Origin of the sequence: uncultured Leifsonia sp. (assembly GCF_945957465.1) — a bacterium.
GTDB lineage: Bacteria > Actinomycetota > Actinomycetes > Actinomycetales > Microbacteriaceae > Leifsonia.
Map to the genome: position 1 here is coordinate 37,038 of NZ_CAMFLC010000025.1, position 19,484 is coordinate 56,521.

Consider the following 19,484-nt stretch of genomic DNA (forward strand, 5'->3'; position numbering starts at 1 on the left):
CATGATCCCGATAGTCTTGCCGAATGGCCGTCCTCCCGATCCGGATCACCGGAGACCCCGTCCTCCACACGCGCGCCGCGGAGGTGACGGAGTTCGACGACGACCTCCGCACGCTGGTGGCCGACATGTTCGAGACGATGGACGAAGCGCCGGGCGTGGGCCTCGCCGGCCCGCAGGTCGGCGTGCCGCTGCGCCTGTTCGTGTACGGCTGGACGGACGACGACGATGTCGAGCACCGCGGCGTGGCGATCAACCCCGTGCTCTGGCTCAGCCCGTTGGAGGTCGGCGACCCCGACGAGGATTCCGAGTCGGAGGGCTGCCTGTCGTTCCCGGGTGAGCGCTTCCCGCTCCGGCGCGCCGCCCGGGTGATCCTCGAGGCGGTCGACCTCGAGGGCACGCCGTTCACCGTGCGCGCCGACGGCTGGCTCGCCCGCATCTTCCAGCACGAGTACGACCACCTCGACGGCGTCCTCTACGTCGACAGGCTTGTCCACCCGTACGGCAAGCAGGCGCAGAAGGCGCAGCGCAAGAACTCCTGGGGCGTTCCGGGGCTCAGCTGGCTTCCCGGCCGCGACCACCTCGAGGATTAGCCGCGTCTAACGCAGCGGCACCCCGTGCACGCCGTTGTGATGACGGAGGGCGGGGAACACCACCGAGAGCGAGAAGCCGACGCCGGGTACGCTCCGGGCGTCGAGCACGCCGCCGTACAATGCGACGCGGTCGCGCAAGGCGTTCAGATCGGGACCCTCGACGAACTCGGTGACGGCGCGCAGATCGTCCTCCGCACTGTATACCGTCGCCTTGTCCACGCCCTCGCGGTCGAGCCCGGCCCGGCGGGCGGCGGCGCGGATCCCGTCGTCTTCGACGGTGACGTGGAGGCCGTCGGCGGTCCACGCGAAAGCAACGGACGCCCGCGTGCCCCGGCCACCGTGATCGAGGGCGTTGCCGAGACTGGTCTGCAGAATACGGAAGACCGCCAGCTCGGCGCCCTGGCGCAGCTCGTACCGCTCCCCGGTCTCGGTGAACGTCACCTCCAGGCCCGCCTCCCGCATCACCCGGAACAGGTCGCCGGCCGAGTGGAGACTGGGCACGGGTGCAGCGTCTCGCACGCCCTCCGCCGCCGCATTCTGCAGTCGGCGCAGATCGGCCAGCGCATCGCGTGCCGTCGTCTCGAGCGCAGCGGCGGACCGCGTCGCGGCCTCCGGGTCGCTGCCGGCCGCGTACCGCATGCCCTCGGCCTGCGACACCACGCGCGCGACCGATGCGACGGCGACATCGCCCAGCTCCCCGATGATCCGGAACCGACCGGCCTGCTCGGCGACCTCGAGCTCGCGATCGATCCGGTCCCACTCCCGTTCCTCGCGCGCCTCCTGCGCACGGCGGCGGCGGGAGCGCTCGACGAGCCAGAGCACGGCGAACACGGCGGCCGCCGCCAGGAGCACGGCGGCGAGGGCGGTCGTGACGGGGGTCATGCGGGTCCTTCCGTGGCCACGGGCGCGGCCCGGACGATCATATCCGGGCCGCGCTGAACCGTGCCGCGCGCCGGCGCTCGGGCGATCAGGCCCGGTCGCCGCGGTTGGCGCGCAGCACCTCCAGCCGTGCGCGGTACTCCTTCTCGTCGATGTCGCCGTTGGCGTAGCGCTCGGCGAGCGTCTGCTCGGCGGCTCGACTGCCGGAGTGCGGCGCCCAGCCGTAGCCTTCGCGGGCGGCGGCGGCGCGGCGCCAGCGGCGTCCGGCGAGGCCGAAGATCAGGAAGAAGACCCCGATCCAGAACAGCGGGATCAGGAACCACCACCAGCCGAACCAGGGGCCGCCTCCCCAGGCGGCGACGACGCAGGGTGCCGCAGCAGCGGCGAGCGAACTGAACATGGTGCATCCAATCGGTGAGCTGTCCGCGGCGTTCGCGGAACCACTCTCAGCCTCGCCGGACGTCCCGTGCGGCGAATCCCCCGGCGGGAGGCAACTGCGCTACTCCCCCGGGAGCACCCCGATCACTGCCGGCCGGGCTGCACCAGCCCGGTCTCGTAGGCCACCACGACGAGGTGCACGCGGTCGCGGGCGCCGAGCTTGGTCATGATCCGCGAGACATGCGTCTTGGCGGTGAGCGGGCTGAGGTACAACCGCTCCCCGATCTCGGTGTTCGTCAGGCCGTGCCCGACGAGTGCGAGCACCTCGCGCTCCCGCTCGGTGAGCTCGCGGAGGGCTTCCTGATCCGGTGCAGGACGCAGGCCGCTCGCGACCCGCTCGATGAGCCGGCGCGTGGCGCCGGGCGACAGCAGCGCGTCACCGGCCGCGACGACGCGCACGGCGCGCAGCAGTTCGACCGGCTCGGTGTCTTTGACCAGGAAGCCGCTCGCACCCGAGACGATGGCCTGCGCCACGTACTCGTCGAGTTCGAACGTGGTCACCATCACGATGCGTGTTCCGGTCAGCTCCGGGTCGGAGGCGAGCTCGCCGGTGGCCCAGAGGCCGTCGCCGTCGGGCATCCGGATGTCCATCAGCACCACATCGGGACGGCTGCGCCGGGCGAGCTCGACTGCTTCCCGGCCGGTGGCGGCCTCACCCACGACCTCGAGGTCGTCCTCGGCCTCCAGCAGCGCCCGAAAGCCCGCGCGCACCAGATGCTGGTCGTCCGCGAGCAGCACGCGGATCATGCGGCGTCCGTCTTCTGGCGTGGAATGCGGGCCTCCACCGTCAGGCCGCCACCGGCGGTCTCGTGGGTGGAGAACGCTCCACCGAGCAGCTCGGCGCGCTCGCGCATCCCGATCATCCCCTTGCCTCCGTCGACGGGCGTGCCCGCGCTGTCGGCGCCCGGTATGCCGCGGCCGTCGTCGGCGACCGTGAGCACATACTCCTCACCGGTCTCGCGCAGCGCGATGGACACCGTGGCGGCCTGCGCATGGCGGCCGATGTTGGTGAGGGACTCCTGCACGATGCGGTAGAGCGCGAGCTGCGTCGCGGCGGGCGGCACCGACGTCATGCCGTCGTCGTAGCGCACGTCGAGCCCCGCGCGGCGGTACGTGTCGACGAGCACCGGGATGCGGGCCAGGTCGGGCTCGGGGGCGCGCGCCGCCGGGTAGCCCTCCGTGCGCAGGAAGCCGAGAACGCCACGCACCTCCTCGAGCGCCTGGCTGCTCACCGCTCTGATCGCCTCCAGGCTCTCCCGCGCCTTCTCCGGGCGGCTGTCGAACAGGTGGAGACCGACGCCGGCCTGCACGCTGATCTGCGAGAGCGAGTGGGCGAGCACGTCGTGCAGCTCGCGTGCGATACGGAGGCGCTCGGCCTCTGCGGCGGCCTCGCGTCGAGCCGCGATCTGGCGTGAGATGTCGCGGTAGCGTTCTCGGCGGCCGCGGATGGCCTCGCCGACGCCGACGAGCAGCGTGAGTACGAGCGCGATGATGAGGGGCCGGATGACCGCCTCCGGTCGGCCGACCAGGAGCAGCGCGCTCACCGGTCCGACGACTGCGATTCCGGCGACGGTCCACCACGCCCAGACGCGCGCCGATCGCACGACCGCTCCGACGACGGCGAAGGCGAGTGGAATCGCAGCGAGGGGCGGCCCCGTCGTCAGCGCGATCGCCGGGACGCACAGCGCCGCGACGGCCACGACGACGACGCCAGGATGAGCCCGTCCGGCCAGCAGCAGGAACGAGGACGCCACCGCGACCAGGACGGCGGTCAGCGTCCACGGGTCCTCCGCGGCGGAATGCGCGGCGATGAGCACGCCGGGCAGCTGCACCAGCACCGACAGCACCACGGGAAACCAGATGGCCCCGGCCGGCCGACGACGGCCGCCCTCCGGCCCGTGCGTGCGGGCGTCGGACGGTGCGGACCAGGGCATTCCCTCATGCTAATCAGGGCACCGCCCCTCCGCCGTGCCTCCGCGGGAGTCTGTCGGCTACTCCCCCGGGAGTACCCAGTCGGCGCGGCCTCGGCCGCCGGTTCGCACAGGTCCGCCACCGGGCGAGCGCCCACGCGGGCAGCCGGAGGTCACGGATTGTGCTGCGCGTCGAAGATCTCGCCGTCGTCGCCGTCGGGACGAGCGAACAGCGATCCGAACGCCGGGCCGCCGAAACTCGTCAGCCCCGCCTCCCGCTCCAGCGACGCACGCCGTTCGTCGTCGTTGTTCTCGTACTCCTCGACCGGCTCGTCGGGCTCCTCGGGCTCGTGGCGGTCCCGCTCGCTGTGGCTCATGGCCGAATGATACTCAGTTCCCGATCAATGGGGGTGTATTCCCCGAGCTGCATATGCGAGGGAGGATGCGAAGAGGCCCGGACGCTTGCACGTCCGGGCCTTCGTGGCTCCCCGACTTGGACTCGAACCAAGAACCTGCCGGTTAACAGCCGGCTGCTCTGCCAATTGAGCTATCGAGGAATGCTTGATCAGCGAAGCTACTGTAGCAAGACTTCGACCATCGAGTGAAATCGACCCGGCATCCCGCGCGCGTCGCCGTCAGTAGCCCGCTTCGGGGTCGACCCGGCCGACGAAGTCGCCCGTTCCGAGGAAAGCGCGCACGTTCGCGCCGATGCGCTCGGCGAGAAGCGGGGCGACCATCGCCGAGGTGTCGGCCTGGTGCGGGGTGATCAGGCACGCCTCCTCCGTCCAGAGCGGATGCCCGTCGGGAAGCGGCTCCGGGTCCGTGACATCGAGGCCGGCGCCGGCGATGGCGCCGGTGCGCAGCGCGCGCAACAGGGCGTCGGTGTCGACCAGACCTCCGCGGGCGATGTTCACCAGATAGGCCGTCGACTTCATCGCCGCGAACTCGGCGTCGGAGAAGAGGCGGCGCGTGCCTCCGGTGAGCGCCGCCGCGATCACCACGACGTCGGCGCCCGGGAGCACATCGAGAAGCCGTTCGGTCGTCACCGTGCGATGCGCCCCCTCGACCGGGTCGGACGACCGGCGGACGATCGTCACCCGCACGCCGAACGGAGCCAGCAGCGCCATCAGTTCGAGCGCGATCCCGCCGGCTCCGACGATGACGACCTCCCGGCCGTAGAGCGAACGACCCTCCTCGACCGTCGACCACGACCTCGCGCGCACGCGCTTCGGGATCACCCGCATCAGGGCGAGCGTCAACACGAGCGCGTGCTCGGCGACCGGTTGAGCGTAGGCTCCCTTGGCGCTCGTCCACACCAGCCCCGGGCGCGCCTCGGACGCGATGATGCCGGAGAAGGCGTCCACCCCGGCGAACGGCAACTGCACCCAGCCGATGCCGGGATGCGCCTCCAGGATCGGCGGAAACGACGCGGCGTCCTTGTTCGAGAGCCACACCACGCCCCTGGTCCGGTCGGAGAGCGGCTCGACTGTGCCGCCCGCGGCCTCCACTGCGGCGACGAACGACGGCTCGGCGGTCGGGAGCACGGCGATCGGACCGGGCTCCGGCCGGTCCTCCGGTGCGAGGGGTGCGCCGCCCGGAGTGAGTACGGCGCGGTGCTGCGGTGCGGGTTCGGCCATGACGGTCCTCCTGGGTGTGCTCGGTATGCCTTCGGTCGTCGGTGCGCGTCGGCGATCAGCCCGCACGCTGCGGACGGCGCTCGGTACGGCGCTGCGGCGGTTTCAACGCGTCCGCCAGTCCGCGCACGAACGGATGCGCGGGATCGGCCAGCACGTCCTCGATCGGGCCGTAGCCGACGGGACGGCCGCCCTGGAGCACGAGCGAGACATCGGTGGCGCGGCGCAGCACCGCGAGATCGTGGCTCACGATGACCGCCGAGAAGCCCTCATGACCGCGCAGCTGTGCCAGCAGATCGATGACGGCGTCGCGCACCGTCGCGTCGATCCCGGCCGTCGGCTCGTCGACGACGAGGATCTGCGGACCGAGAACCAGCGCCTTCGCGAGCGCGACGCGCTGGCGCTGGCCGGCGCTCAGCTCGTAGGGGTACTTGGCGAGCACGCTGAGCGGCAGGTGCACGGTATCGAGCATCAGCGCGGCGCGCTCCCCCGCAGCCCGACGGCTGTAGTGGTGGTCGCGCTCCACGATCGGCAGCGAGATGTTGTCCTGCACCGAGAGCGTGGGCTCCAGTGTGGCGGCGGCCTCCTGAGGCAGGTAGCCGACATGGAAGGTGACCTCCGCCAGGTCGCGCTTGCGCGCGTGACGCAGCGAATGCCCGAGAACGGTCGCCTCGCCCCCGCTGATCCGCGGGCCGGGCTCGCCGGAACGGAGGGGGATCCCGCGTCCGGCGAGCACCGACGCCAGCGTGCTCTTGCCCGACCCCGTCTCGCCCAGCACCCCGATCGACCGACCGGCCTCCAGGCGGAAGCTCACCCCGCGGAGAGCGACGCACGACGGGCTCGCCCCCCGCGCGGGATATTCGACGGACAGGTCGCTGACGACGATCGCGGGGTCGGAAATCACATGTCGACCCTAAGCGCTCTCGGCCTGGAGCGCCCGCAGCGCCTCCCGCCGGTCGGCCTGTTCGACCGGATCCGGAACGGGCAGGGACGCCAGGAGCCGTTGCGTGTAGGCCTCCTTCGGGCTGCCGAGGACCTCGGCCCCCGTGCCCTCCTCGACCAGCCGGCCGCGGTGCAGCACCGCGATGCGATCGGCGAGGAGGTCGACGACGGCGAGGTCGTGGCTGATGAACAGCGCGGCGAAGCCGAATTCCCTCTGCAGGTCGGCGAACAGCTCCAGCACCCGGGCCTGCACCGACACGTCGAGCGCGGACGTCGGCTCGTCGGCGATGAGCAGCGTCGGCTCCAGGGCGAGGGCGCGCGCGAGACTGGCCCGCTGGCGCTGGCCGCCCGAGAGCTCGTGCGGGAATCGGTCGCCGTAGCTGCGCGGCAGCTGCACGGCCTCCAGCAGCTCGTCCACCCGCGAGCGGGCCGCCGCGGGCGAAGACGCCTTGCCGTGCACCACGAGCGGTTCGGCGACGCAGTCGGCGATGGTCAGCAGCGGATTGAAGCTCGACGCCGGATCCTGGAACACGAAGCCGATGTCGCTGCGCACCTTGCGGAACTGCCGCTCCCGTACGCCGTTCATCTCGATCCCGAGCACCTTCAGCGAACCGTCGGTGACCTTGCCGAGACCGGCGATGGCGCGACCGATCGTCGTCTTGCCCGAGCCGGATTCGCCCACCAGACCGAGGACCTCGCCCGGGCGGATGTCGAAGCTCACGCCGTCCACGGCGACGAAGCCGGGACGGCCGAGGCGGCCAGGGTACTGGATCCGCAGGTCGCGTGCGGCGACCACCGGGGCCTCCTCCGGGCGCTCGGCCCGCGCGATCGCGCGGTCCTGCGTCGCCACCGCTCCCTGACCGATCCGCGGCACGGATGCCAGCAGCGAGCGCGTGTACTCGGCCTTCGGAGCGGAGAACAGCGTGCGCGCGTCGGCCTCCTCGACCACCTTGCCCTGGTACATGACAGCGACACGATCGGCGAGGTCGGCGACGACGCCCATGTTGTGGGTGATCAGCACGATGGCCGCCCCGAACTCGTCGCGGCACCGGCGCAGCAGGTCGAGGATCTCGGCCTGCACCGTCACATCCAGCGCGGTCGTCGGCTCGTCGGCGACGATCAGTCCCGGGTTGAGCACCAGTGCCATCGCGATCACGATGCGCTGCTTCTGACCGCCCGAGAACTGGTGCGGGTAGTACTTGACCCGCTTCTCGGGCTCCGGGATGCCGACGCGGCGGAGGATGTCCACCGCCTTCTCCTGCGCCTGCTTCTTCGACAGCTTCTCGTGGGCGCGGAGTCCCTCTGCGATCTGCCAGCCGACCTGGTAGACCGGGTTGAGGGCGGTGGACGGCTCCTGGAAGACCATCGCCACGTCGGTGCCGCGGACCTCCCGCAGCTCGCGCTTGGTCAGCGACACCACATCGGACTCGGTGCTGCCGTCCTTGCTGCGCAAGATGACGGCTCCGGAGGCGGTGGCGGTCTCGGGCAGCAGACCGAGGATGGTCTTGGCGGTGACCGTCTTGCCGGATCCGGACTCTCCGACGATCGCGAGGACCTCGCCCGGCGCGACCCGGAGACTGACATCGTCGACCGCCTTCACGGCCCCGGCGTCGGTGGCGAACGTCACAGACAGATTGTCGATGGTGACGACGTCGCTCATGGCTTGACCTCGATTCCGTGTTCGTCGAACGACTCTCCGCCCTCCAGGCCGTCGATGCCTCCCGGGCCCGCCTCGAGCGGGCCGCCCGGCACGACCGAGGTCTCCGCGACCTCGCCGGACGCCTCCGCTGCGCGCCGTCGACCGCGCAGGCGCGGGTCCGCGAGGTCGTTCAGGCTCTCGCCGACCAGTGTGATGCCGAGCACCACCAGGACGATCGCGAGACCCGGATAGATCGCCGTCCACCAGATGCCGCTCGTGACGTCGGAAAGCGCCTTGTTGAGGTCGTAGCCCCACTCGGCGGCTGCAGTGGGCTCGATGCCGAAGCCGAGGAAGCCCAGCGCGGCGAGGGTGAGGATCGCCTCCGACGAGTTGAGCGTGAAGATGAGCGGCAGGGTGCGGGTGGAGTTCCGCAGCACGTGACGGAACATGATCCGGCTGTTGCTCGCACCGACGACCTTCGCCGACTCGACGTAGGCCTCCGACTTGATCCGCACGACCTCCGACCGGATCACCCGGAAGTACTGCGGGATGTACACGACGGTGATGGAGATCGCGGCCGCCAGGATGCCGCCCCAGAGGCTCGACTGGCCTCCCGAGATGACGATCGCCATGACGATCGCCAGCAGCAGCGACGGGAACGCGTAGATCGCATCCGCGATCACGACGAGGACACGGTCGACCCAGCCGCCGAAGTAGCCGGAGATGAGGCCGAGCACCACGCCCGCGAAGATCGACAGGATGACCGCCACCACGATGACCAGGATCGCGGTCTGCGCACCCCAGATCACCCGGGAGAAGACGTCGTACCCACCGACGGTCGTGCCCCAGATGTGCGCGGGGCTCGGCGGCTGCTGCGAGCCGAACTGGCCGTGGGCGTCCTTGAGCTGGGCGAAACCGTAGGGCGCGATGAGCGGGGCGAAGATCGCCGTCAGGATGAAGATGCCCGTGAGCACGAGCCCGACGACGAGCATCCCGCGCTGCAGTCCGACGGACTGCCGCAGCTGATGCACGACCGGGAGCCTGCTCCAGATGGACCGCTTGGGGGCGGTGCTGTTCTTCTGCGAGGCCATGTCAGTACCTCACTCTCGGGTCGATGAGCGCCGCGATGATGTCGACGATGAAGTTCGTGACCGCGACGATGACGGCGAGCAGGACCACCATGCCCTGCACCGCGATGAAGTCGCGCGACTGCAGGTAGTGCGACAGCTGGAAACCGAGGCCCTTCCATTCGAAGGTCGTCTCGGTGAGGATGGCCCCGCCGAGCAGCAGCGCGATCTGCAGGCCGATGACCGTGATGATCGGGATGAGCGCCGGCCGGTAGGCGTGCTTTCGCACCAGCCGGCTCTCGCTGACACCGCGGGAACGGGCGGCGTCCACATAGTCGGTGGAGAGCGTGCCGATGACGTTGGTGCGCACCAGGCGCAGGAAGATCCCGGCGGTCAGCAGGCCGAGCGTGACGGCCGGCAGCACAGCGTGCAGCAGCACGTCTCCGACGACGGCCGGATCACCGGTCTGGAACGCGTCGATGAGGTAGATGCCGGTCCTGTTCGGCAGCGTCTGCATCTCGATCTCCGAGCTGGTGGAGGCGCGGCCCGCGACCGGGAGCACGTTCAGCCAGATCGAGAAGACGAGCTTGAGGACCATGCCGACGAAGAACACCGGGGTGGCGTAGCAGAGGATGGCGAAGATGCGCAGCGTCGCATCACCCCAGCGGTCGCGGAAGTACGCCGCCAGCAGGCCGAGCGGGATGCCGACGATGAACGCGACGATGAGGGCGTAGAACGCCAGCTCGAGCGTGGCGGCGCCGTAGGTGAGCAGCACCTGCGTCACCGGCTGGTGATCGGTGAAGGTGGTGCCGAAGTCGCCGCGGAGGATCTGTCCGAGGTACTCGAAGTACTGCACCAGCAGGGGCCGGTCGTAACCGGCCTCGTGGATGCGCTGCTGGAGCTGCGCGGGAGGCAGCTTGCCGCCGAGCGCCGCCGTGATCGGGTCGCCCGTCGACCGCATCAGGAAGAAGACGACTGTGACGAGGATGAAGATCGTCGGGATGATGAGAAGGGCGCGGATGAGGATGTAGCGGCCCAGGCCGCCTCCCGATCGTCGACGCGCCGTGGTTCGTTCGGGGCCGGACGCCGTGGGCGCCGCCTGGCCGCTGACCGTCGCTGTCATGGAAGCCAATCGTGGGTGGTTCGTGGGAGGGGGCGGCCCGCAGATGCGAGCCGCCCCCGTTCGGCCGTGGAGTGCGGCCTAGCTCTTCGAGAGAGCCGCGTAGCGGAACTTGAACGACGGGTCGAGCGTCTTGTCCGTGCCCGAGACGTTCTTGCCCACGACGGCGACCTGGGAGCCCTGCAGCAGCGGCAGGGTGGACAGGTCCGCACCCACCTTCGCCTGGATCTCCTCGATGAGCTTGGTGCGCTCGGCCTTGTCGGTGGTGCCGAGCTGCTGGGTGATCAGCTGCTGCACCTCCGGGTTGTCGTAGTGGTTCGCGAGGAAGTTGTCCTTGCTGAAGAACGGCGACAGGTAGTTGTCCGCGTCGGAGTAGTCCGGGAACCAGCCCAGCTGGTACGCCGGGTAGAGGTCCTTGACGCGGTCCTTGGAGTACTGCACCCACTCGGTCGACTGCAGGTTCACCTTGAACAGGCCGCCGTTCTCGAGCTGCTCCTTGACGAGGGCGTACTCGTCACCGGAGGACGGGCCGTAGTGGTCCGGGTTGTACTGCAGGTTGAGCGCGATCGGCGTGGTCACACCGGCCGCCTGGAGGACAGCCTTCGCCTTGTCGAGGCTCGGGCCTCCGTTCCCGTCGCCGTAGAGGTCCTTGAGCACCGTGGTGGCGCCGGTGAGGCCCTGCGGCACGTACGAGTACGCCGGGGTGTAGGTGTCCTTGTAGACCTGCTTCGCGATGGTCGCGCGGTCGACGAGGTCGGCAGCGGCCTGACGCACCGCGAGGGCCTTCTTGGCGTCCGCCTCCGGGGTCGTCGCGCCGTACGGCTGGGTGTTGAAGTTCCACACGATGTAGCGCAGCTCACCACCCGGTCCCTTGACGACCTTGACGTTCTTGTCGGTGCCGAGGCTCTGGATGTCCGTCGCCGACAGGCTGCGGAACGCCACGTCGATGGCGCCCTTCTGGATGTCGAGCTTCAGGTTCGACGACTCGGCGTAGTACTTGACGTTCACCTTGTCGGTGGCCGGCTTGCCCAGCAGGCCCTCGTAGTTCGGGTTGGCCTTGTACGCGATGAGGTTGTTGAAGTCGTAGCTCGTGATGTCGTACTGACCGGCGAACGGGTGTCCCTTGACGATCGTGTTGTCGGGGGTGACCTTGTCGGCCGAGAAGACCTGGTGGTCCACGATCGGCCCGGCCGGGCTCGAGAGCACCTGCGGGAAGGTCTGGTCGTTCGGCACCTTGAGCTTGAACACCGCGGTGGTCTTGTCGGGGGTGCTCACGCTGTCGAGGTTGCCCAGGAGCGACGCGGGACCGTTCGGGTCGTTGATCTTCAGCTGACGGTCGAAGGTGAACTTGACATCCTCCGAGGTCAGCGCGTGACCGTTCGCGAACTTCAGGTTCGGCTTCAGCTTCACGGTGTACTCGGTCGGCGACGTGAACGCGGCGCTGGCCGCGATGTCCGGCTTGACATCCGGGCTGCCGTAGGGCGAGTTCAGCAGGAACGGGTAGACCTGGTTCATCACGGCGAACGAGCCGTTGTCGTACGACCCGGCCGGGTCGATCGACGTGATCTTGTCCGTCGTGCCGATGGTCAGCGTGCCGCCGCTGGAGCCGCCGGAGCCGTTGTTGCTCCCGGAGCAGCCCGCGAGCACCAGCGCCGCGGCCGCGAAGGCCGCTGAGACGGCGAGCAGGCGCCGTCCGCCGATGTGAACGGATCTCATATCCGATTACCTCTTCCTTGGTGGGGTCACTGAGACGGCCGAGCGCACGCGAGCGCTTCGTCGCCGAATCGCGTAGCCACAGTCCTAGCACGAATGCCGCGTGGAGCGCGCATCCTGCCGCGGATCGCGGCGTAATCTTTACAACGACGCAACAATATCGCGCGCATTTGCGCAAGCTGACACGGATTCCGTCGTCGCAGCGCTCGGATACCTTATCCTGCGCGACGGCGTTCCGCGGGCCGGCTCACTCGTCGCGCAGGCGCATCCGCTCCTGGTCGATCGACGTCAGCGCCACCTGCAGGGAGCGACGCAGCTCGGCGTTCTGCGGGTCGGTCCGTGCCAGCCGGGAGGTGAGCTCGGCCTTCTCGCGCAGCAGATCGCGATCGATCAGCCCGTCCAGGATCGAGCGGGCGTACCGGCCGACGTCGGTGCCGGCCTGCGGCAGAGCCGCCACCGCGAGCGCATTGACCGTCGGCTCGTACGCTGTGGGAACCTCCGCCAGGATGCGGTCGACCCACCCCGGATCGGCGATCGACGGCAGCTGACTCGCGATCGCGTCGCGCACCACCGCGTGCGTCGGATTGACGAAAGGCACCTGAACGGCGCGCGCAGCGCGATCGGCTCCGACCTCGGTGGGAAGCTGCAACAGCACCATCAGGCTCTCGCGCTCGGTGCGCTGCGTCGGGTCGGTGGGATCGGGCTCCCGGATCGGCGCGGGCACGGGCGCATCGGTGGCCTGACCGGAGTGGGGGCCGGAGGCCGGCGGTCGGCTCGCGTTCGCACGGTAGCCGTCGCCGTCGCCGCGGGCATCCCTCCTGGGCTCTCCGCGGGTGCTCCGCTGCGCCGACCGCACGGCGCGCAACGCGTCGTCCAGGTCGGCACCGGAGAGGCGCGCGAGCTCGCGCGTGTAGCCGTTCTGCGACGCGGGGTCGCGAATGGAGGCCACGATGGGCGCTCCGGCGCGCAGGGCGGACGACCGCCCCTCGACCGAGTCCAGGTCGAACCGTTCGACGACCTGCCGGATCATGAACTCGAACATCGGCTTGCGGTTGTCGATCATCCGTCGGACGGCGTCGTCGCCTCCGGCCAGTCGCAGGTCGCAGGGGTCGAGGCCGTCGGGGCCGACGGCGACGTACGTCTGCGCCGCAAAGCGCTGCTCCTCTCCGAACGCCCGCGCTGCGGCCTTCTGGCCGGCCGAGTCCGGGTCGAACGTGAAGATCACGGAGCCGGTGCTGCTGTCGTCGCCCATCACCCGCCGGATCACCTTGATGTGGTCGACGCCGAACGCGGTTCCGCAGGTCGCCACCGCGGTCGTGATGCCCGCGAGGTGGCAGGCCATCACGTCGGTGTAGCCCTCGACCACGACCACCTCGTCGCGCCGTGAGATGTCGCGCTTGGCCAGATCGAGGCCGTACAGCACCTGGGTCTTCTTGTAGACCGCCGTCTCGGGCGTGTTGAGGTACTTGGGGCCATTGTCGTCGTCGAGCAGGCGGCGGGCTCCGAAACCGATGGTCTGGCCCGTCACATCGCGGATCGGCCAGACCAGCCGCCCGCGGAAGCGGTCGTAGACGCCGCGATCGCGCTGCGAGACGAGCCCGGCAGCCAGCAACTCGTCGGGCGTGAACCCCTTGGTGCGGAGGTGCTTGGTCAACTCGTCCCAGCTCTTCGGCGCGTATCCGACTCCGAAGTGCGCGGCGGCGGCCGCGTCGAAGCCGCGCTCACCGAGGAAGCGCCGGCCGGGATCGGCGTCGGGCGCCGCGAGCCGCTCGCGGAAGAACTCCTCCGCGGCGTTGTTGGCCGCGAGGATGCGGGCGCGATTGCCGCTGGACTCGCTCGGCCCTCCCCCGCCCTCCTCGTAGTGCAGCTGGTAGCCGATGCGCCCGGCGAGGCGCTCGACGGCCTCGGTGAACGACACGTGGTCGAGCTTGACCAGGAACGCGTACACGTCGCCGCCCTCGCCGCAGCCGAAGCAGTGGTACCGGCCCACGCCCGGGCGCACGTTGAAACTCGGGCTCTTCTCGTCGTGGAACGGGCACAGCCCTTTGAGAGAGCCGACGCCGCCCGGCTTCAAGCTGACGTAGTCGCCGATGATGTCGGCGATGTTGGTGCGGGCCTTGACCTCGTCGATGTCGCTCTGTCGTATCCGGCCGGCCATGTTCCGATTCTAGAGTGCAGCCCCCGACGCTAGTCCCGGGGCGGCCGTCTGCGCCGCGTGTTCTGGGCGATCTCGATGATCGCGCAGAAGACCTCGATGGTGACCCGCAACAGCAGGACGGACAGGATCGCGGCCACGAGCGTCACCAGGACGCCGAGCAGGAAGACGAACGCGCCTCCCGGTGAGTTGGCGGCGATCGCGATGCCGAGACTGTTGGCGAAGCCCACGACGATCCCGAGCCCGATGAGCACCAGGCCGACCACGTACACGGGGCCGGCGAGCTTGCGGGTCACGTAGCTCGTGAAGGTGAAGTCGAACAGGGACGAGAAGAAGCGGGAGTCGTCGAGACGGTCGGCCAGCTCGTTGACGCTGCGCGCGGGTCGGGTCCCGTCGGCGCGCTCCGCTCCCGCCGCGTCCGGCGCGGGAGCCGTTCCCTCCGCCGGCGCGGTCGGGCCGTCGGGCCCGGGAGGGGTCGCATCGGTGGCCGGGGTCTCCCCGACCACCGGAGGCGTCGCGGTGTCGGACGACATCCCGTCCGCAGCGGGCGCCAGCACCTCGGTCTCGATCGTGGGCTCGCGATAGAAGTCGGCTGCCGAGGGCAGCGCCGCTGTCGCGGTCTCGGGCGGCTCCGGCGCGCCTGCCTGCGCGGTGCTCTCCGAGGGAACGGCTCGCCCGGGCTCGGCCGAGCCGGGCACGTCGTCGACGGCTTCGGATGCGACGGCTGCGGGCGCGACGGGCTCCGGCGCGACGGGCTCCGGCGCGACGGGCTCGGGCGCGACCGGCTCGGGCGCGACCGGCTCGGCCGGAGACGCCGACGTGTCGGCCGCCGGCGCGGGTGCCGACTTGCCGAGCATGGCGTCGAGGATCTCGGGAGCCTCGCCATTCGGCGAGATCGAGGTGGCGGTCGAGCGCTTCCGCGTCGACGGCGTGCGCTTGACCGGCGCTTCGAAGTCGCCCTGCTTGCGCGCAGCAGGGGTGCGGCGAGCGGTGGTCCGCTTCGGTGTCGTACGGGGCGCGCTCGGCGCCGCGGCATCGGGAGCAGCGGACTCGGAAGCAGCGCCCTCGGGAGCATCGCCCTCAGGAGTTGTGGCCTCGGTTCCGGCCGCCTCCGGGGGAGCGGCCTCCTGGCCCGCTGCGGGCCCGTCGCCGTCCGACGGTGGCTGTGCGCTGGTCATTCGTTTCCCTCCGATGCCGTTCCTCAAGCATTCTGCACACAGGCCGCCGTTTCAAGCCCGCACGCGGCGCGCCGGTCAGTGCTGCACGAGACGTTCGTACCAGCTCAGCGCGGACTGGTCGGTCAGGCTCGCGACCTGGTCGACGACCACCCGCTTGCGCTCACGATCGTTCGCGGCCTGGCGCCAATCCTCCTGGAATCCCGGGTCGAGCTCCTGCGGACCGCGCGCCAGGAGGATATCGGCCAGCGTGGAGAGGATCTGCCGCTGCTGGGCGTAGATGGGCTGGCGCGTGTTACGGGACATCACGAACGTGGCGACGATGCCTTTCAGCACGGCGATCTCGGCGCGGATCGAGTCGGGCACGACGACGTCGGCACCGAACCGGGGCAACTCCACGCCGCCGGCCGTCAGCTTCGTCTCGTGGACAGCAGCATGCGCGAACCGGCCGATCAGCTGGCTTGTGAGGTTCTTCAAGTGCGCCTGCGCCCGCCGACTGCCGTTCCAGCCCTCGAGCCAGATGTCGAGGCTGTCGAGCCGGTCGAACGCCGCGATGAGTTCGTCGTGGCTGAACTCGCCGCCCACCCACTCGTACATCGAGCGCACGAGGTCGTCGTGGTCGACGCGGCTGCTCAGCGCCGCCACGTCGATGTAGCCGTTGACGACGGCGTCCTCGAAGTCGTGCACCGAGTATGCGATGTCGTCGGAGAGGTCCATCACCTGGGCCTCGATGCAGCGGGTGCGCTCCGGAGCGCCGTCGCGCATCCACTCGAAGACGGCGTGGTCGTCGGCGTAGAAGCCGAACTTGGCACGGCCGCTCGGGTCGGCGACGGAGTGCGACTCCGGCCACGGGTACTTGCAGCTGGCGTCGAGGCTGGCGCGCGTCAGGTTGAGGCCGTAGGCCCGCCCGTCGCGGCCGAAGACCTTCGGTTCGAGGCGCGTCAACAGGCGCAGCGTCTGTGCGTTGCCCTCGAAGCCGCCGATGTCCTCCGCCCACGCGTTCAGGGCGCGCTCGCCGTTGTGGCCGAACGGCGGGTGACCGATGTCGTGCGCGAGGCATGCGGTGTCGACGATGTCCGGGTCGAGGCCGAGACTGGTCGCGAGTTCGCGGCCGACCTGGGCGACCTCCAGCGAGTGCGTGAGGCGGTTGCGGGCGAAGTCGAGGCCCGCCGTCGGGCTGAGCACCTGCGTCTTCGCGGCGAGCCGGCGCAGGGCGCTCGAGTGCAGCAGCCGCGCGCGGTCGCGCGCGAAGTCGCTGCGTCGGCTGGAGTGGTGCTCGGGCAGCCAGCGCTCGCGGTCCCGTTCGCTGTAGCCCGCGGCGGGAGTCGCGCCCGCACCGGTCTGAGCCGAGGTCGACCGCGTCGCGCTATCCGCCACTGTTGTGCACCTCCGCCTCGGCGATCTCGGCCCGGGCGCTCCCGGCGAGCTCCCGGCTGTCCAGCCAGCCCTCGGGGAGGGCGGGGCGCTTGGGCGAACCGGCGCGCCCGCGCTGGCCCTCCGCCGCCTCGCCCGGATACTCCTGGCTCCAGTCGAGCGTGGCGAGCAGGTCGTCCAGGTGCGCCAGCGTGTCGACGGTCGCCAGGCTCGCGCGCAGGTCGCCGCCGACCGGGTAGCCCTTGAAGTACCAGGCGACATGCTTGCGGATGTCGCGGCAGCCGCGCTCTTCGCTCTCGAAGAACTCCACGAGGAGCTCCGCGTGACGGCGGAACGTCGCGGCCACCTGCCCGAGGGTGGGATGTGCCTGCGCCCGTGCGGCTTCCTCGGCCGTCAGCTCTCCGGCCCTGGCGCGGAACGCCGCGGCGAGATCGCCGAACAGCCAGGGGCGACCGAGGCATCCTCGCCCCACCACCACACCGTCGCAACCGGTCTCCTCGACCATGCGGATCGCATCGGCGGCCGACCAGATGTCGCCGTTGCCGAGCACGGGCGTTGCGGTGATCGTCTCTTTGAGCTTCGCGATCGCGGCCCAGTCGGCGTGGCCCGAGTAGAACTCGGCAGCCGTGCGGGCGTGCAGCGCGATCGACGCCACACCGGCGCCCTCGGCCGCCTTGCCCGCCTCGAGATAGGTGAGGTGGTCGCCGTCGATACCCGTGCGCATCTTGACCGTCAGCGGGATGTCGCCCGCCGCCGCGACGGCGCCTTCCACGATCTCTCGGAAGTGGTTCAGCTTCCAGGGGAGGGCGGCTCCGCCGCCCTTGCGCGTGACCTTGGGCACGGGGCAGCCGAAGTTGAGGTCGATGTGGTCGGCGCGATCCTCAGCCACGAGCATCGTGACGGCCTCGCGGACGGTCTTGGGGTCGACGCCGTAGAGCTGGATGCTGCGTGGCGTCTCCGACTCGTGGTGGGTGATCAGGCGCAGGGACTCCGGCGTGCGCTCGACGAGCGCGCGAGAGGTGATCATCTCGCTCACGTACAGACCCGCCCCGAACTCGCGGCAGAGCCGACGGAAGGCGGTGTTCGTGATCCCCGCCATGGGCGCGAGCACGACCGGCACGTCGAGCGTCAGTGGGCCGATGGTCAGGCGAGAACCCGGATCGGCAGGGCGGGAGCTCGGATCCGTGCGGGAGGCTAGGGTTGCGGTAGTAGACATCTGCATCGATTCTCCCAGAAAGCGCGCTGACACATGGCCGAGAGCCCGGAAGTTGTGGAACCTCGCGCCGGACGTCGGCGTGTGGAGGACGATGCCGCCGCCCGCGGCATCCCGATTCGCATCGTCGAGCGGCCCGCCGCCCGCAGCCTGGAGGAGGCGGCCGAACTGCTCGGCATCCAACCTGGCGACATCGTGAAGACCCTCGTGGTGAAGCGCAGCGACGACACCTTCGTGTTCGCGCTGGTCCCGGGCGGCCGCAAGATCTCCTGGCCCAAGCTGCGGGCGGTACTGCACGTCAACAAGCTGCAGCTGCCGGACGCATCGGTCGCGCTCGCGGCGACCGGCTACGAGCGCGGCACGATCACGCCGTTCGGCAGCACGACCGCGTGGCCCGTGATCGCCGACGAGACCGTCGCAGGCCGCACCGTCTCGATGGGCGCCGGCGAGCACGGCTACTCGCTCTTCGTCGATGCCGACGTCCTCCTCGCCGGCTTCTCCGCCACCGTCGCAGACATCACCGATCCCGAGTAGCCGCGACTCCGGGCAAGCGGGGACTCGACACGCCGCTATCGCGGCGCCTCGGCGGCATGTCGTGACCCCTCTTCGAATCTCAGCCTGTGGACAACGTCGATCGACGTGCGTCGGGTCGGCAGGCTGAGGGTATGCGCTCCCTTGAACCGCTTCCGCCCATCCATCGCTCGCCGGCGTTCTCCGTCTCGGCGGCTGCGGCGGCAGGCGTGTCGAGTTCTCGACTCCGCAGATCCGACCTCGTGGCGCCGTTCCACGGTTCGCGAATCCCGGCCGCGAGCTTCGACGGCGGCTTCCGCTCACGCTGCGTCGCGTACCGCGCGGTCATGCATCCGGAACACTGCTTCAGCCACGCCACCGCTGCGATCATCTACGGGCTCTCCGTGCCGCGGCGGATGCAGGAGGAGGCCGAGCTTCACGTCTGTGCGCTGAACAGCGGCCGGGCGCCGCGAAGCACGGGCGTTATCGGGCACAAGTCGAAGCTCATCGCTGACGACGTGCGAGTCCACGCGGGGCTGCGCGTCCCGGGAGTCGAACATGTGCTCTGCCAGCTCGCCGCATCACTGACCGTGGAAGAGCTGGTCATCGCGGGCGATTCGTGCGTCCGGCGCACGAATCCCCTCTCGTCCCCGTCTCGTCTCCGCGCCACCGCCGAATCCGCACGCAATCGACCGGGTGCGGGCGCTCTTCGCTCTGCGCTGGAGCGCGTGCGCATCGACACGGATTCCGCGATGGAGACCGTCCTCCGACTGGCTCTGGTAGACGGGGGGCTTCCGGAACCTGTCGTGAATCGTCCCATCCAGGTGGGTTCCGGGGTCGAACTGCACGGCGACCTCGTCTACGTCGAGAAGCGTGTCGTCGTCGAGTATGACGGTGACCACCATCGCACGGAGCAACGGCAATACGACCTCGACGTCGACCGGATCTGGGCGCTCGAGGCCTCCGGCTGGCGCGTCATCCGGGTCAACCGTTCGCATCTCGCCAATCGAGCGTCGCTCGCCGTAGCGCGAGTACGCGCTGCGCTTGCCGAGCGGGGACGCAACACGCCGTATTGACGCTGTCTCTTATACACATCTGACGCTGCCGACGATCGCATAAGTGTAG

The 19,484-nt window shown here is 70.1% G+C and carries 18 protein-coding genes and 1 tRNA gene; 3 read left to right on the forward strand and 16 right to left on the reverse strand.

Translation table 11 applies throughout. The annotated features are described in order from the left end of the window. Positions 1-23 precede the first annotated feature (23 nt). Entirely contained in the window at positions 24-590 is a 567-nt protein-coding gene (gene def, locus Q0Q23_RS12265; RefSeq protein ID WP_295123975.1) for a peptide deformylase, read from the forward strand. 6 nt (positions 591-596) lie between these two features. On the opposite strand, the gene Q0Q23_RS12270 is transcribed toward def, so the two are convergent. The 16 genes from Q0Q23_RS12270 to dusB all read right to left on the reverse strand — a co-directional run bounded on the left by Q0Q23_RS12270 (position 597) and on the right by dusB (position 17,852). Continuing rightward, positions 597-1,472: a sensor histidine kinase gene (locus tag Q0Q23_RS12270; RefSeq protein WP_295123978.1), complete on the reverse strand. Its 876-nt coding sequence runs from the start codon at positions 1,470-1,472 to the stop codon at positions 597-599. Positions 1,473-1,557: 85 nt separating this feature from the next. Beyond that, complete coding sequence (locus Q0Q23_RS12275; RefSeq protein WP_295123981.1) at positions 1,558-1,869, reverse strand: SHOCT domain-containing protein; 312 nt, start codon at positions 1,867-1,869, stop codon at positions 1,558-1,560. Between the two features lie 122 nt (positions 1,870-1,991). Further along, entirely contained in the window at positions 1,992-2,654 is a 663-nt protein-coding gene (locus Q0Q23_RS12280) for a response regulator transcription factor (RefSeq protein WP_295123984.1), read from the reverse strand. Continuing rightward, on the reverse strand, positions 2,651-3,841 hold the full coding sequence (locus tag Q0Q23_RS12285; protein ID WP_295123987.1) for a sensor histidine kinase: 1,191 nt from the start codon (positions 3,839-3,841) through the stop codon (positions 2,651-2,653). The genes Q0Q23_RS12280 and Q0Q23_RS12285 overlap by 4 nt, the downstream gene beginning before the upstream one ends. A 149-nt stretch (positions 3,842-3,990) precedes the next feature. Further along, positions 3,991-4,194 (reverse strand): hypothetical protein, encoded by a 204-nt coding sequence (locus Q0Q23_RS12290; RefSeq protein ID WP_295123992.1) that lies wholly within the window; start codon positions 4,192-4,194, stop codon positions 3,991-3,993. Positions 4,195-4,298: 104 nt separating this feature from the next. Next, a tRNA-Asn gene (locus Q0Q23_RS12295) sits at positions 4,299-4,374 on the reverse strand. 78 nt (positions 4,375-4,452) lie between these two features. Next, entirely contained in the window at positions 4,453-5,454 is a 1,002-nt protein-coding gene (locus tag Q0Q23_RS12300) for a D-isomer specific 2-hydroxyacid dehydrogenase family protein (RefSeq protein WP_295123995.1), read from the reverse strand. A gap of 55 nt (positions 5,455-5,509) precedes the next feature. Continuing rightward, on the reverse strand, positions 5,510-6,355 hold the full coding sequence (locus Q0Q23_RS12305; RefSeq protein ID WP_295123999.1) for an ATP-binding cassette domain-containing protein: 846 nt from the start codon (positions 6,353-6,355) through the stop codon (positions 5,510-5,512). 9 nt (positions 6,356-6,364) lie between these two features. Beyond that, the gene (locus tag Q0Q23_RS12310; RefSeq protein ID WP_295124002.1) at positions 6,365-8,053 is read right to left on the reverse strand and encodes an ABC transporter ATP-binding protein; all 1,689 of its coding nucleotides are present in this window, start codon (positions 8,051-8,053) and stop codon (positions 6,365-6,367) included. After that, on the reverse strand, positions 8,050-9,123 hold the full coding sequence (locus Q0Q23_RS12315; RefSeq protein ID WP_295124006.1) for an ABC transporter permease: 1,074 nt from the start codon (positions 9,121-9,123) through the stop codon (positions 8,050-8,052). Before Q0Q23_RS12315 ends, Q0Q23_RS12310 begins: the two co-directional genes overlap by 4 nt. Before the next feature lies 1 nt (position 9,124). Then, positions 9,125-10,222 (reverse strand): ABC transporter permease, encoded by a 1,098-nt coding sequence (locus Q0Q23_RS12320; RefSeq protein WP_295124009.1) that lies wholly within the window; start codon positions 10,220-10,222, stop codon positions 9,125-9,127. 78 nt (positions 10,223-10,300) lie between these two features. Continuing rightward, positions 10,301-11,935, reverse strand: a complete 1,635-nt coding sequence (locus Q0Q23_RS12325; RefSeq protein ID WP_295124011.1) for an ABC transporter substrate-binding protein — start codon at positions 11,933-11,935, stop codon at positions 10,301-10,303. Between the two features lie 244 nt (positions 11,936-12,179). Further along, positions 12,180-14,090, reverse strand: a complete 1,911-nt coding sequence (dnaG, locus tag Q0Q23_RS12330; protein ID WP_295124014.1) for a DNA primase — start codon at positions 14,088-14,090, stop codon at positions 12,180-12,182. Between the two features lie 29 nt (positions 14,091-14,119). After that, positions 14,120-15,265: a DUF4282 domain-containing protein gene (locus Q0Q23_RS12335; RefSeq protein ID WP_295124017.1), complete on the reverse strand. Its 1,146-nt coding sequence runs from the start codon at positions 15,263-15,265 to the stop codon at positions 14,120-14,122. A 75-nt stretch (positions 15,266-15,340) separates the two neighbouring features. Beyond that, positions 15,341-16,639, reverse strand: a complete 1,299-nt coding sequence (locus Q0Q23_RS12340) for a deoxyguanosinetriphosphate triphosphohydrolase (protein WP_295124020.1) — start codon at positions 16,637-16,639, stop codon at positions 15,341-15,343. Continuing rightward, complete coding sequence (gene dusB / locus Q0Q23_RS12345; protein WP_295124023.1) at positions 16,629-17,852, reverse strand: tRNA dihydrouridine synthase DusB; 1,224 nt, start codon at positions 17,850-17,852, stop codon at positions 16,629-16,631. The genes Q0Q23_RS12340 and dusB overlap by 11 nt, the downstream gene beginning before the upstream one ends. Before the next feature lie 33 nt (positions 17,853-17,885). Between dusB and Q0Q23_RS12350 the strand changes: the two genes are divergently transcribed. Then, complete coding sequence (locus tag Q0Q23_RS12350) at positions 17,886-18,383, forward strand: aminoacyl-tRNA deacylase (RefSeq protein ID WP_295124028.1); 498 nt, start codon at positions 17,886-17,888, stop codon at positions 18,381-18,383. A 131-nt stretch (positions 18,384-18,514) separates the two neighbouring features. Next, entirely contained in the window at positions 18,515-19,435 is a 921-nt protein-coding gene (locus tag Q0Q23_RS12355) for an endonuclease domain-containing protein (protein ID WP_295124031.1), read from the forward strand. Positions 19,436-19,484: the final 49 nt, after the last annotated feature.

What these genes read in the sequence shown, in the direction of transcription:
- dnaG (WP_295124014.1), bottom strand. Translation starts at nt 14,090, where the DNA reads ATGGCCGGCCGGATACGACAGAGCGACATCGACGAGGTCAAGGCCCGC.
- Q0Q23_RS12270 (WP_295123978.1), bottom strand. Translation starts at nt 1,472, where the DNA reads ATGACCCCCGTCACGACCGCCCTCGCCGCCGTGCTCCTGGCGGCGGCC.
- Q0Q23_RS12275 (WP_295123981.1), bottom strand. Translation starts at nt 1,869, where the DNA reads ATGTTCAGTTCGCTCGCCGCTGCTGCGGCACCCTGCGTCGTCGCCGCC.
- Q0Q23_RS12315 (WP_295124006.1), bottom strand. Translation starts at nt 9,123, where the DNA reads ATGGCCTCGCAGAAGAACAGCACCGCCCCCAAGCGGTCCATCTGGAGC.
- Q0Q23_RS12350 (WP_295124028.1), top strand. Translation starts at nt 17,886, where the DNA reads ATGGCCGAGAGCCCGGAAGTTGTGGAACCTCGCGCCGGACGTCGGCGT.
- Q0Q23_RS12290 (WP_295123992.1), bottom strand. Translation starts at nt 4,194, where the DNA reads ATGAGCCACAGCGAGCGGGACCGCCACGAGCCCGAGGAGCCCGACGAG.
- Q0Q23_RS12355 (WP_295124031.1), top strand. Translation starts at nt 18,515, where the DNA reads ATGCGCTCCCTTGAACCGCTTCCGCCCATCCATCGCTCGCCGGCGTTC.
- Q0Q23_RS12335 (WP_295124017.1), bottom strand. Translation starts at nt 15,265, where the DNA reads ATGACCAGCGCACAGCCACCGTCGGACGGCGACGGGCCCGCAGCGGGC.
- def (WP_295123975.1), top strand. Translation starts at nt 24, where the DNA reads ATGGCCGTCCTCCCGATCCGGATCACCGGAGACCCCGTCCTCCACACG.
- dusB (WP_295124023.1), bottom strand. Translation starts at nt 17,852, where the DNA reads ATGTCTACTACCGCAACCCTAGCCTCCCGCACGGATCCGAGCTCCCGC.
- Q0Q23_RS12300 (WP_295123995.1), bottom strand. Translation starts at nt 5,454, where the DNA reads ATGGCCGAACCCGCACCGCAGCACCGCGCCGTACTCACTCCGGGCGGC.
- Q0Q23_RS12280 (WP_295123984.1), bottom strand. Translation starts at nt 2,654, where the DNA reads ATGATCCGCGTGCTGCTCGCGGACGACCAGCATCTGGTGCGCGCGGGC.
- Q0Q23_RS12285 (WP_295123987.1), bottom strand. Translation starts at nt 3,841, where the DNA reads ATGCCCTGGTCCGCACCGTCCGACGCCCGCACGCACGGGCCGGAGGGC.
- Q0Q23_RS12320 (WP_295124009.1), bottom strand. Translation starts at nt 10,222, where the DNA reads ATGACAGCGACGGTCAGCGGCCAGGCGGCGCCCACGGCGTCCGGCCCC.
- Q0Q23_RS12310 (WP_295124002.1), bottom strand. Translation starts at nt 8,053, where the DNA reads ATGAGCGACGTCGTCACCATCGACAATCTGTCTGTGACGTTCGCCACC.
- Q0Q23_RS12325 (WP_295124011.1), bottom strand. Translation starts at nt 11,935, where the DNA reads ATGAGATCCGTTCACATCGGCGGACGGCGCCTGCTCGCCGTCTCAGCG.